Below are 12365 nucleotides of genomic sequence, written 5' to 3' on the forward strand. Positions count from 1 at the left end.
CGTTTGTTTAATGAAAATCCAGAAATCTTAACCAAATGGCAAAACAAAGTGCGCTATTTACTGGTGGATGAGTATCAAGACACCAATGCGGCGCAGTATCAATTAGTCACTCAGTTGGTTGGTTTAGGCGGCAAACTCACGGTGGTAGGCGACGACGACCAATCCATTTATGCTTGGCGTGGTGCGCAACCGGAAAACTTGGCCTTGTTGCAACAGGATTTTCCCGGTTTGCACTTGGTTAAGCTAGAGCAAAACTATCGCTCCAGTCAGCGCATTTTGAACAGCGCCAACCAACTGATTTCGAATAATCCACACGTATTCGAGAAGCTGTTGTGGAGTGAGATGGGATTAGGCGATCCAATCCGCGTGATCGGCTGCGCAAACGAAAACCAAGAAGCCGAACGCGTGGTGTCGGAGATTATTGTGCACAAGTTTAAATATCGCACCAAAAACCGCGACTATGCCATTTTATATCGAGGTAACCACCAGGCTCGCTTAATTGAGCGTGCGTTGCGCGAACAAAACTTGCCTTATATTTTGTCGGGCGGTCAATCGTTTTTTGAACGTGCGGAAATTAAAGATGTGATGTCTTATTTCAAGCTCATCGTTAACCCGGATGATGACGCGGCCTTTTTGCGCATTATCAATACACCGCGCCGCGAAATTGGCGCTGGCACACTCGAAAAGCTCGCCACCTACGCCACCAATCGTGGTATCAGCTTATTCGACGCCAGCCAAGAGTTTGGCCTCACCCAAATTTTGAAAGAGAAGGCACTCCAGCGGGTGCAATATTTCGGCGCGCTATTATTAGACTGGGTGAAAGAAGCAGAGAATGTTGAAGGCAAAGATTTAATTCCGTTTGTACGCAGCGTGCTGGATAAAATTGAATACGACAACTGGTTAATGGAAACCGCCAGCAGTGTCAAAACCGCTGAACGTCGTATTGAAAACGTGCGTGACTTGATTCTCTGGATTGAACGCATTGTCACTAAAGCGCATGAAGAGGACGGCGAAGAACTCAAGCTGGCAAAAGTCGTATCGCACATGACCTTAATGGATATTTTAGAGCGCAACGAAGAAGAAGCCGATCACGATATGATCAGCTTAATGACCTTGCACGCCTCAAAAGGGCTGGAGTTTCCACATGTGTTTTTGATAGGTGTGGAAGAAGAAATGCTGCCGCATAAACAAAACCTTGAATCACCAGGCCTGGAGGAAGAGCGGCGTTTGGCTTACGTAGGTATTACACGCGCCCAACGTAGCTTGACTATTACCTATGCCCAAAAACGCCGAAAATACGGCGAAGACACGCCTTGCGAACCCAGCCGATTCCTCAGCGAACTCCCCGAAGACGCCTTGCACTGGGAAGGCAAACCCGGCGTCGAACTCAGCCAAGAAGAAGTCAAAGACCACGGCAACGCACACATGGCGAATATCCGCGCGATGTTAGCCGCTAAGCTTGATGATTAAGTCGGATTTATTTTGTGTTACAATACGTATCACATGTTGATGACAGGTGATATATGAGTGCTTTAACTTTGCGTTTGTCGGATAGTTTAGATGAAAAAATTCGCGAGCTCGCCGAGCGTCAGCACTTAACTCGTTCCGATTTTGCGCGCCGCGCGTTAGAAAGCTATGTTCAACAAACGCAACGAGAGCTCGCGTTGCAAGCGATGGTTGAAGCGGCACAATCCATTCAAAACTCGCCATTACTCCAACAGCATATCGCTGAGATGAACAACGAGTTGTCAGATACCGAGCAAGATTTGGCTTTAAGCGTGGCTGAGCAAGAACCGCAAGGTTGGTGGAAATGAGTTTTGCGCGTGGGGATGTCGTACTAGCCAGATTAAATCCTAACCAAGGTGCAGAAATCGACAAAATACGCCCAGTGGTCGTATTGACTCAAACTAGATTGATTGAAGCCGGTTTACCAATGGTGATGGTGGTGCCTTTAACCAGTGTTTTCTGGCCTGAATTGTCCGCTTTGCGAGTTGAGGTTGTCGCACGCGAACGTCTATTGAAAACATCCTATGCGGTCATTGAGCAAACACGATCTATCGATCGTGCTCGTATCCAAGAAACCCCATTAACCCGCTTGAATAAGACTGAGTTAAATCAACTTGAAGGTCAGTTAAAGCGATTAATGGGATTAGACTAGGCGTTATTCACTCACCTTTTTCACAAACTCAGTTTTCAAGCTCATTTGGCCGATGCCGTCGATTTTGCAGTCGATGTCGTGGTCGCCATCTTTTAGGCGGATGTTTTTCACTTTGGTGCCGACTTTCACTACTAGCGAAGAACCTTTCACTTTTAAGTCTTTAATCACCGTGACGGTATCCCCATCTTGCAGAATTGTGCCATTGGCATCTTTGTAGACTTTCTCGTCCGACTCTTCGGTGGCGTGTTTTGACCACTCATGGGCGCATTCTGGGCAAATCAACATTTCGCCATCTTCGTAGGTATATTCGGAGCCGCATTTTGGACAATTCGGTAAATCACTCATTGTTTTAACCTTTAATCTAACCGTCAAAACCCGTTATTATAGTGGGTCAACTGTAAACGAGGGAAAAACATGCAACAGACTCAGCAGCAAATCCTGCGTCATCACGGTGGCGATGGCGAACATGCACGTCAAATGATTAGCCAAACTTACGCCGAGCGCCATGATGAAAGCTTTTGGCAATTTTGGACGCAATCTGTCCAGCCTGTGATTCAAGCGGGCGATGGCTTAATGGATTTAGGTGCGGGTACGGGTTTGTTTGTACAGGACTTGGCGCAGCGTTATCCTGAATCCAACGTAATTGGTATTGAAGCCGCGCCTTATATGTTGGAAGCTTTGGTGGATTTGCCGACTAATGCACGCATCGAATTAGATGATTTGAATGAACCAGGCCTGGTGGTCGCTGAAAACTCGGTGGCCGCGATGATGACCAACTTAGTGGTGCATGAAGTGATTCAGCCGGTGTTGATGTTTCAAGCGGCGTATCGTTGGTTAAAACCGGGCGGGCGTTTTTGTGTGATTGATTTAGTGCGCCAACCTTTGCAGGATTATTTAACCCACCGTTATCCACAGGCCGAGATTTCACAGGGCCAGCTTAAACGCACAGAGTTGGAAGACGCGTTTGAACATTTTTTAGAACATAATCGTTACCATGCGGCTGACATTGTCTACATGCTTGAAGCCGTTGGCTTTAAGTTGCTTGAGCAAACCCCGCTTAAAAATGGGCGCATGGTGCGTTTATTGGTAGAAAAACCGGCAAAGGGGACGATATGATCCCAGCCTTTCAGTTTGCAAAAATGCCGGCGATACAATTCGGCTGGGGTATCACCGACCAACAACTCGCTGAGTCACTCTTAAAGCAAACTCAACAATCTTTGATGTTGATTAGCAGCGGTTATGCCGACCAACATTTTGTTGAGTCACGCTTAGCAAATGTTTTGGAACAGCGACTTGTACACCGCGTGATTGTACAAGGTGAACCCTCGGCCGAGCGGATTGATGAGTTGGTTAAACAAGCACCACAAGACATTGAACTGGTCGTGGGCTTTGGCGGCGGCAGTGTATTAGATGCCGCCAAAGCCGTGGCGGGTTTATTGCCAGAGCGTTTTTCAGTGGTGGATTATTTAGAAGGCGTGGGCTGTGGCCGAAAACTTCAAGCCGATCCGTTGCCTTTTATTGCGGTGCCGACCACCGCCGGAACCGGCTCAGAAACCACTAAAAATGCGGTAATTTCACGCTTGGGCGAGTTTAAAAAATCTTTTCGAGATGATCTCTTGGTCGCCCACCAGGCCTGGTTGGACCCAGCTTTTCTGCCTTTTTGCCCTGATGAAGTGCTGTATGCCACCGCGATGGATGCATTTACCCAATTACTTGAATCTTATACCACGTTAAAAGCCAACCCCATTACGGATGCATTGGCTTGGCAAGGCATGGAACTATTTCATGGTGCGTTTGAGTTAATTCAATCAAATCAAGAGTCGGAACAACAAGAAGGTTATGGGCGTTTAATGTTGGCCGCGAGCTTATCTGGCATGACTTTAGCCAACGCGGGTTTGGGCGCAGTGCATGGGTTAGCCGGACCGATTGGTGCGTTTTTTAAAGCGCCACATGGTTTGGTCTGCGCCAAACTACTCGCGCCGATTACGCGCGCCAATATTGAAGCTTTGCTGGCGAGTGATGCTCAGCATGCACCGCAAACATTGGCCAAATATACTGAAGTCGCCCAATTGTTAACCGGTATAGCCGATTTAGGCGCGCTTGTTATGGCGCTTGAAACACTGACTTCCCAGTATTTACCTAAAGGATTGAGCCACTATGGCTTGCGCGCAGACAATCTTAATCAAGTGCTCGCCAATTGCCGAACCGGCAGTATGCTGGGCAACCCGTTAGTCCTATCTGATCAAGCCTTGTTGCAATCAATGTTAGAGGCGCTTTAAACCCAACACTCAAAAAAAGCACCAGGCCTGGTAAAGCACCAGGCCTGGTTGTTTAATCTCAGGCTTGGGGATACAATCAATATAAAATTTATACACAATAATTTTTATACAGGTCAACACCTAGCTGAATAAAAGGATCAATATGAAGTCTGCGTTATTTTCGATGGCCGCGCTGGTATTAAGTTTAACGTTTGTATTACCCCAGTCGGCGGAAGCCAAACGTTTTGGGGGCGGTGGTAGTTTTGGTCAACAAAAATCCATGCCGACTCAACAGCGCCAAGCGCCAAGCCAGCAACAGCAAGCGGTGCAAACTCCGCGTCAAACCGCGGCGGCGGGTCAAGCCGCAACGGGTTCGGCTAAGTGGTTAGGGCCTTTGGCGGGTTTAGCCGCGGGTGGCTTTTTGGCTTGGATGATTTTTGGTGAAGGCTTTGAAGGCATTCAGTTTTTCGATATTTTATTAGTCGCTTTGCTGTTGATGGGCTTGATGATGTTTTTGCGCGCGCGTCAACGCCAACAACAAGAATTGTCCTATCAACAAGGTGCACAGCCACAAACCCGACAAGCAACTCAGCCGGTTTATGAGCGCTCAAATAATGCTCCATCTACAGCCAAAAGCCATACAGAAGAACCGCTTGTTCCCGTGATTGGTTCAGGTTTAACTGAAGCCGCTCAACATGGTGTCGATGCGCCCGCTTGGTTTGATGAAGCAGGGTTTGTCGAAGGTGCGAAGCAGCACTTTATCGCGATTCAAGCCGCTTGGGATCGAGGTGATGCGGCTGAAATTGAAAGTTACTGCACGCCAGAGTTGTTTGCCGAGTTACAAGATTTAATGCAACAAGTCCAAGCTGGCGAAAACCACACGGTGGTCGATACTCTTTATACCAAGGTGTTAGATCAATCTTTAGAAGGCGAGTATTTTGTCGTCAGCTTAGGTTTTAGTGGCTTTATTCAAGAAGATCGCAACCAAGCGGCGCACGCTTTTAACGAAGTTTGGCACATTCGCCGTTTAGCTAAGGGTGAGGGCGATTGGCAAATCGCGGGGATTCAACAAAATCAATAATAAATAGAACATAAATTAACCGGTCAATAATAGAGCACAAGCTCAACTGACCTTTTTCTGAGGATACTAACATGACAAAATTTAAAAGATATGGCTTAAGCTTCGCCTTGATGCTAGGCGCGTTGACTTTGATCGGCTGTGAAAAAGAGCCGGCCAAAATCGTGAGCGCACAATTATTAACCGATGTCGACCGAGGCTCAGGTAACTTTTCGCGGGTGCTCGAAATTTGTTTGGATCACCCAGTCGCAATTAAGTCACCTTACTATCATACGATGCACATGGTGACTCAAGATGGTTATGAGCTCAAAGGTGGCAGTTGGTTGCGTCATACCGCGTCTGATCCAAAAAACAATTGTCAGTTACGTAACGTGTATTTGTACTTAGGTAAAGATGATCCGCCCGGTTCACGTCAGTTAATTGACCAGTTTGTGCGCCCTGGTAACATCAAAGAGCTCAAACTGGAGTTGTTCGCGGAAGAACCCCAAACCGGGCGTGAGCTTCCGATGTCGTCAAAAACCTTCCGTAATTTTTAACTTTTTGTACTTGTCTAGTCACCGGGCCGATTGTCACCAGGCCTGGTGCTTATATTAAGAGACCTTCTTCCTTTGTTGCATTATTCAAGCCTACCTTACGCTTATGGCGAACCCGCTGCTCACGCTCGCATTAAATCCCAACCAGCCGATTTCCAAGTTGAAGAAACTCTTGCTTACTCGCTGACTGGCGAAGGCGAACACTTATGGTTATGGTTAGAAAAACAAGGTGAAAACACCGATTGGGCCGCACAACAACTGGCAAAATGGGCGGGTATTCGGTTACGCGACATTGGTTATGCGGGTTTAAAAGATCGTCACGGTATTACACGCCAATGGTTTAGTCTGTATTTGCCAGGGCGTGAAAACCCTGATTTTTCGACCTTTCAATTTGACTCGATGCGCATTCTCAAACACATACGACATCAACGCAAACTGCAAACGGGCGGTTTAAGCGGTAATCGGTTTATTCTCACTTTGCGCGATGTGAGCGGTGATCAAGCCGAAATTGAGCAACGTCTAGAGCAAATTAAAACCCAAGGTGTGCCCAACTATTTTGGTGAGCAACGTTTTGGTCGCAACGAACATAACTTGGCGATGGCGCAGCGATTATTTGATGGCGAACTGACGCGTTTAAAACCGGCACAACGTGGCCTTTATATTTCGGCGGCGCGCTCATTTTTGTTTAACGAAATCCTCGCCGAACGCGTGCGCCAAAATGCTTGGCACCAGGCCTGGTCGGGCGATGTGTTTCAGCTGGAAGGCTCAGAAAAATGGTTTGTAGACGATGGCTCAATCGAACTCAGCACAAGGGTTAAGCAGCTTGATATTCATCCTACCGGTGCGTTGGTTGGTAGCGGAGACTTAGCAAGCCAACATGCGGCTCTTAAACTAGAAACCCAAGTATTATCTAAGCACCAGGCCTGGTGCCAAGCACTTACCGATTTAGGTTTAAAGCAAGAGCGTCGAGCCCTGCGTATGTTGCCTAAAAACCTGAGCTGGCAGTGGTTGGATAATAAAGTCCTGCAAGTCGATTTTGGCTTGGCACCCGGACGTTATGCCACGGTAGTAATGCGCGAGTTAGCTAAGCTTTCGACAGCTTAATAAAACGTTAATTGTTTTATGGTTTCTTGCTATATAATCCAAATCAGTTGGTGCTTTAATTAGCGTGATCGCGTGTGCATTTAATTAAGGGTGAAGAGGTGCCTTATGTCAATAAAAAATAGAATCATCAGTTTGGTGTTTGGCTTGTTGGCCTTTTCAGTCCTGGCGGTGAGTGTGGGGCTATATGAAATGCGCGCATTTAATCACGACTTGCACGCCCTTTATCTCGACCGTGTCGTACCGATGAAAGATTTAAAAAGCATCGCCGACAGTTATGCCGTTAATATTGTCGATACCAATCATAAATTACGTAATGCAAATATTGATTGGCAACAAGCGGAACAAAATATCGTCAAAGCTCAGCAGGATATTCAACGTTTGTGGGCTGGTTATATGGCCACCACCCTAACACCTCAGGAAGCTAAACTCGCGCAAAACGCACAAACCCTTATGCAAACCTCGGATCGAGCGATTGAGAAAATGCTGGGTTATGTCAAAGCACAAGACAGCCAAGCGATTGCCGAGTTTAGCCGTAATGAGCTTTACCCAGCGATCGATCCCATATCCGATGCGATTACCGACTTGATTGATTTACAAAAGCAAGTCGCCAGTGAATTAAATGATGCGGCGCAAGCTAACTACGAATCGACCATGACTATGGCGATTATTGGCTCAATTGTGATTTTCATTCTCGCGATATTGTTTTCACGCGTGACTTTATTAGCCGTGACTCGCCCATTGAATGAGTTGGTTCGTGTATCACGCCATGTGCAACAAACCGGTGATTTTAGCGCACGCGTTAAAGTGTCGAACATGGACGAAGTTGGCACCGCCGCTTCAGCCTTTAATGAGTTGCTTGAAAACATGGCCAAGGCCATTACCGATGCTAACCGAGTAGTAGGCGCGGTGGCACAATCCGACTTTAGCCAGCGCATCAGTTCAGACTATGTGGGTGACTTAGATAAGCTTAAGCAAGGCGTGAACGCTTCGGCGGACCAAGTTGACTTTATGATGAAAGAACTGGCAAAAGTCATGCAAGCTATGCATAACGGTCAGTTTGATAGCAAAATGGATGAGCGTGTACCGCGCGCCTTTAGCCAACAGGTTGAAAATGCGCTAGGCAGCATCAATCAGGTGATCGTTGAGATTAATAATGTAATGCATTACATGAATGAAGGTAAATTCCAGCATCGTGTAAATACTGAAGCGCGCGGCGAATTGGCGACCTTGAAACAAAACATTAATAGTTCGATGACCGCATTGGAAGCAGCGGTTGAAGATATTACACGCGTGGTTGTTGCGCAATCAAAAGGGGATTTGACCCAAACGATTCAAAACGAATATCATGGCGATTTGCGCATGTTAACGGAAGCGGTCAATGCCTCGGCGGCGAAACTAACCGATGTGGTCTCCAAAGCCGTGACCGCCTCCGATATTGTGCATTCCGCAGCAGATGAAGTATCTAAGGGTGCGTTGGATTTAAGTCAACGTGTACAGGAGCAAGCCGCCGCATTAGAAGAAACTTCGGCCACGATGGATCAAATGAATTCGGCAGTGCAAAACAATACCGATAACGCCAAACAAGCCACACATGTAGCCGAAAATGTACAAAAACAAGCCACGCAAGGCTCAAAAGTGATGCAGCAAACGATTGAAGCGATGAATTCGATTCAAGAGTCTAGCCATAAGATTTCTGAAATCGTTACATTAATTGATGGCATTGCTTTCCAGACCAATCTGTTAGCCTTAAATGCTGCGGTTGAAGCGGCACGTGCTGGTGATCATGGGCGTGGCTTTGCCGTAGTCGCAGGCGAAGTGCGTGCCCTAGCGCAGAAGTCGGCCGAGGCCGCAAAAGACATTTCAGCCTTAATTGGTGAAAGTGTGACGCGCATTGATCAAGGTACTAAATTGGCTTCTGAATCAGGCGAGATGTTAAACGCGATTACCGGCTCGGTGTCTGAGGTGACGCAAATGATTGCACAAATTGCGCGCGCTTCAGCCGAACAAGCCGAAGGCGTAAGCCAGGTGCATCAAGCCATTGCCGATATTGATCAGGTCACTCAACAAAATGCGGCATTGGTTGAACAAACCTCAGCTGCCTCAGAAAGCATGAGTGAACAGGCTGCGAACTTAAGCCAAGACATGGCCTTTTTTAATACCGGGCATGCCAACAAAAAGTTAGCCGCCGCGGCTAAACCGCAAGCCCTAAGTCATCATGATACAAGCAAGCCGAAAGCCTTGTCGAAACCAAGGGTCAAAGACGGTTCGGCAAAATCGACTGGTTTAAACACACAAAAATCGGCTAGAATGGAAGCATCTGATGAATGGAGTGAATTCTAATGAGCGAAACGCAAGCGGCCGCGGCCGAAAAAGCTACCCAAGATATTGAACGTGAAATCGGTTTAAAAGGTGGGGATCAGGATCAATTCTTAACCTTTATTCTAGGTGACGAAACCTACGGCATTGATATTTTGCGCGTTCAAGAAATTCGTGGTTGGGAAAGTCCGACTCAATTACCGAATATGCCCGGTTATGTAAAAGGTGTGATCAATATGCGTGGTGCAGTTGTGCCTATTATTGATATGCGCGAGCGTTTTAATATCAGCCAACCGACTTATGATGAAAGTACGGTGGTGATCGTGATTCATGTTAACCATCGTACCGAAGGCTCGGAAGTTGAAGTACAAAAAACCATCGGTTTAGTAGTGGATGGCGTATCTGATGTACACGATGTTAATATTGACCAGCTTCAGCACTCGCCTTCTTTTGGTGATAATAAGGCCGTCAGCGAAGAGTTTGTACGTGGTTTGGCGACCTTAGAAGAGATTATGGTGATTATTCTGAATATCGATTTACTGGCGAATCAGGGTATCTTCAATGAAGTGAAGCACTTTAAGCGCCATTAAACGCTTAATCACCAAGCCTGGTGAGGGTTTAAAAGCCTCACTTTTTCTTCTTAGAAGCGGCTTTTTTGGCCGCTTTTTTCTTATGCGGTTTTTTCTTAGCCGCCGCTTTGACCTTATTGACGGTTAAACGCGCTTCGAGTCCGGCTATTTTGCTTACTGGAATTTTCGATTGCAGATGGTACTGGATGCGTTCGAGTGATTTCAGTTCGTGACCTTCCACTAAACTGATGGCGACACCCACGTTTTGCGCTCGACCGGTGCGACCAATTCGATGAATATATATATCGCCACGCAAAGGCAAGTCGTAATTAATCACATGGGTAATATTTAACAAATCTAGCCCACGTGCCGCCACATCCGTGGCGACTAACACTTTGATTTTGCCTTCTTTAAACTTGCTCACCTTCTCTAAACGTTTGGCTTGAATAAAATCGCCGTGCAGTACTTGCGCGTTAATCTCTTGCGTTTGCAACCATTCGGTCAGGCTAATCGCGCGCTCTTTTTTATTACAAAATACGATCGCGCTTTGGCAACTTGGGTCTTCGACAATCGCTTGCAGTAACTTTTCTTTGTGGTCACGATCATCTGCAAAATAGACCCATTGTTGAATTTGACTGGATTGTTGGTTGGCGGCATCCACTTGTACAATTTCAGGATTATCCAACAAGCGATCCGCAAAGTTCTGAATATTATGCCCCGCCAAAGTGGCGGAAAATAAAGCGGCTTGAAAGTCGCCGGGGAGGGCATCTAACAAGGCATACACATCCGGCCCTAAACCCATATCTAACATACGATCAGCTTCGTCAATAATCACCATTTCAAGATCGTGCAGCTCAATTTCTTCTTGGTTAAGCAGATTTAATAAACGACCGGGGGTGGCGATCAGAATTTCAAATGATCGGCCTAAATTGTCAATTTGCTTGTTTTGCGCAAACCCACCGCTAATCAGCATAGAGCGAATATGCATGTTTTGACTGAGTTGGCGCACAACGGTGCGAATCTGCAGTGCCAATTCTCGGGTGGGTGCGAGCATTAAAATGCGCGGCCAGCGAGTTTGTTTGGGGTGGTCGAGCAAATGTTGCAACGCGGGTAAAACAAAGGCCGCGGTTTTTCCCGTACCGGTGGCGGCGCCCGCCAATACATCTTTGCCTTGCATCATGAGCGGAATCGCTGCTTGTTGAATTGGGGTCGGGCGATGAAAGTGCAGGCTTTCGAGTGTGTCTAATAAACAAGGGTCAAGGTCTAAATCGGCAAAGGTCATGAGGGTTACTCTTTAATAATTCGGTAGCAAGGCACATATTGGCTGGTATCGAGCTTCATGCGCTTTTGTTCTACTAAGAAGCTCAATAATTCATCGAGTGCTTGCATAATATCGGGGTCACCGTGTAATTCAAATGGACCATGTTCCGCAATCGCTTTTAAGCCACTGGCTTTTACATTGCCTGCGACAATGCCAGAGAAGGCGCGGCGTAACTGGGCGGCTAATTGATGAACCGGCTGGTTTTTGCTTAAATTTAACTGGCTCATGGCATCATGTGTGGGTTCAAATGGTTGCTGTAGTGAAGGATCAATATGCAACAACCAATTGTAATAATAAGCATCGCTGGTGTCTTTGCGATCTTGGTGCACAATCTCTAAACCTTCGTGCATTAGATCCGCCACTTTCTCAGGGTCGTTAATCACAATTTGTAGGCGTGATAATGCTGTTTCGCCTAGGGTCGCTTTAATAAAATGCTCGATCTTATCAAAGTAGCGGCGGCTTTGATCATTGCCGGTCAACACCAGGGGAAAGGGCAAATCTGAGTTTTGTGGGTGTAATAATAAGCTTAAAATATACAGCAGTTCTTCAAGCGTGCCTGGCCCGCCAGGGAAAATAATAATGCCATGTCCCAAACGCACAAAGGCTTCCAAGCGTTTTTCGATATCCGGCAAAATCACCAGTTCATTCACCACCGCGTTAGGTGCTTCAGCCGCGATAATACCGGGTTCAGAGATGCCAATATAACGTCGATTCTCGTAACGTTGATTGTGATGACCGACCCCTGCGCCTTTCATTGGTGCTTTCATTACGCCGGGACCACAACCTGTGCAAATGTTGATTTTATATAACCCTAGCGTATATCCCACATGTTTAGCGTATTCGTACTCATGACGTGGCACGGCGTGGCCGCCCCAGCACACTACAATATTGGGGCGCTCATTTGGGCGTAAAGCGCCAGCGTTACGTAAAATGTGAAACACCGCATTGGTGATGCCAAATGAGTCATTCAAATTAAATAAGTCCGACTCTAACACATCATTGCGTGCATAAAGCAGGTCACGCACGAC

The 12365-nt window shown here is 46.8% G+C and carries 13 protein-coding genes; 10 read left to right on the top strand and 3 right to left on the bottom strand.

Annotation, left to right across the window (positions count from 1 at the left end; translation table 11 throughout):
* The 3 genes from VIM91_RS08500 to VIM91_RS08510 form a co-directional block, all read left to right on the top strand.
* Positions 1 to 1470 (top strand): 3'-5' exonuclease (locus tag VIM91_RS08500; protein ID WP_331864391.1); only part of this gene is annotated, 1470 nt, incomplete at its 5' end.
* Between the two features lie 53 nt (positions 1471 to 1523).
* Complete coding sequence (locus VIM91_RS08505) at positions 1524 to 1814, top strand: CopG family ribbon-helix-helix protein (protein WP_331864392.1); 291 nt, start codon at positions 1524 to 1526, stop codon at positions 1812 to 1814.
* Positions 1811 to 2158, top strand: coding sequence for a type II toxin-antitoxin system PemK/MazF family toxin (locus VIM91_RS08510; protein WP_331864393.1), 348 nt, complete (start codon positions 1811 to 1813; stop codon positions 2156 to 2158). The genes VIM91_RS08505 and VIM91_RS08510 overlap by 4 nt, the downstream gene beginning before the upstream one ends.
* A gap of 3 nt (positions 2159 to 2161) precedes the next feature.
* On the opposite strand, the gene VIM91_RS08515 is transcribed toward VIM91_RS08510, so the two are convergent.
* The gene (locus tag VIM91_RS08515) at positions 2162 to 2503 is read right to left on the bottom strand and encodes a zinc ribbon domain-containing protein YjdM (protein ID WP_331864394.1); all 342 of its coding nucleotides are present in this window, start codon (positions 2501 to 2503) and stop codon (positions 2162 to 2164) included.
* Between the two features lie 69 nt (positions 2504 to 2572).
* Between VIM91_RS08515 and VIM91_RS08520 the strand changes: the two genes are divergently transcribed.
* The 7 genes from VIM91_RS08520 (at position 2573) to VIM91_RS08550 (ending at position 10037) form a co-directional block, all read left to right on the top strand.
* Complete coding sequence (locus tag VIM91_RS08520) at positions 2573 to 3274, top strand: class I SAM-dependent methyltransferase (RefSeq protein ID WP_331864395.1); 702 nt, start codon at positions 2573 to 2575, stop codon at positions 3272 to 3274.
* Positions 3271 to 4437 (top strand): iron-containing alcohol dehydrogenase, encoded by a 1167-nt coding sequence (locus VIM91_RS08525; RefSeq protein ID WP_331864396.1) that lies wholly within the window; start codon positions 3271 to 3273, stop codon positions 4435 to 4437. Before VIM91_RS08520 ends, VIM91_RS08525 begins: the two co-directional genes overlap by 4 nt.
* A 142-nt stretch (positions 4438 to 4579) precedes the next feature.
* Positions 4580 to 5497: a Tim44-like domain-containing protein gene (locus VIM91_RS08530; protein ID WP_331864397.1), complete on the top strand. Its 918-nt coding sequence runs from the start codon at positions 4580 to 4582 to the stop codon at positions 5495 to 5497.
* Between the two features lie 71 nt (positions 5498 to 5568).
* Entirely contained in the window at positions 5569 to 6030 is a 462-nt protein-coding gene (locus tag VIM91_RS08535; RefSeq protein WP_331864398.1) for a hypothetical protein, read from the top strand.
* A 72-nt stretch (positions 6031 to 6102) separates the two neighbouring features.
* On the top strand, positions 6103 to 7131 hold the full coding sequence (gene truD, locus VIM91_RS08540) for a tRNA pseudouridine(13) synthase TruD (RefSeq protein WP_331864399.1): 1029 nt from the start codon (positions 6103 to 6105) through the stop codon (positions 7129 to 7131).
* Positions 7132 to 7236: 105 nt separating this feature from the next.
* The gene (locus VIM91_RS08545; RefSeq protein ID WP_331864400.1) at positions 7237 to 9471 is read left to right on the top strand and encodes a methyl-accepting chemotaxis protein; all 2235 of its coding nucleotides are present in this window, start codon (positions 7237 to 7239) and stop codon (positions 9469 to 9471) included.
* On the top strand, positions 9471 to 10037 hold the full coding sequence (locus VIM91_RS08550; RefSeq protein WP_331864401.1) for a chemotaxis protein CheW: 567 nt from the start codon (positions 9471 to 9473) through the stop codon (positions 10035 to 10037). Before VIM91_RS08545 ends, VIM91_RS08550 begins: the two co-directional genes overlap by 1 nt.
* Before the next feature lie 37 nt (positions 10038 to 10074).
* Here the strand turns inward: VIM91_RS08550 and VIM91_RS08555 are convergent, their stop codons facing one another.
* Positions 10075 to 11298, bottom strand: a complete 1224-nt coding sequence (locus tag VIM91_RS08555) for a DEAD/DEAH box helicase (protein ID WP_331864402.1) — start codon at positions 11296 to 11298, stop codon at positions 10075 to 10077.
* A 5-nt stretch (positions 11299 to 11303) separates the two neighbouring features.
* A partial coding sequence (ppnN, locus tag VIM91_RS08560) for a nucleotide 5'-monophosphate nucleosidase PpnN (protein ID WP_331864403.1) occupies positions 11304 to 12365 on the bottom strand: 1062 nt, incomplete at its 5' end.

The sequence above is a fragment of the Thiomicrospira sp. genome (genome assembly GCF_036568485.1).
GTDB lineage: Bacteria > Pseudomonadota > Gammaproteobacteria > Thiomicrospirales > Thiomicrospiraceae > Thiomicrospira.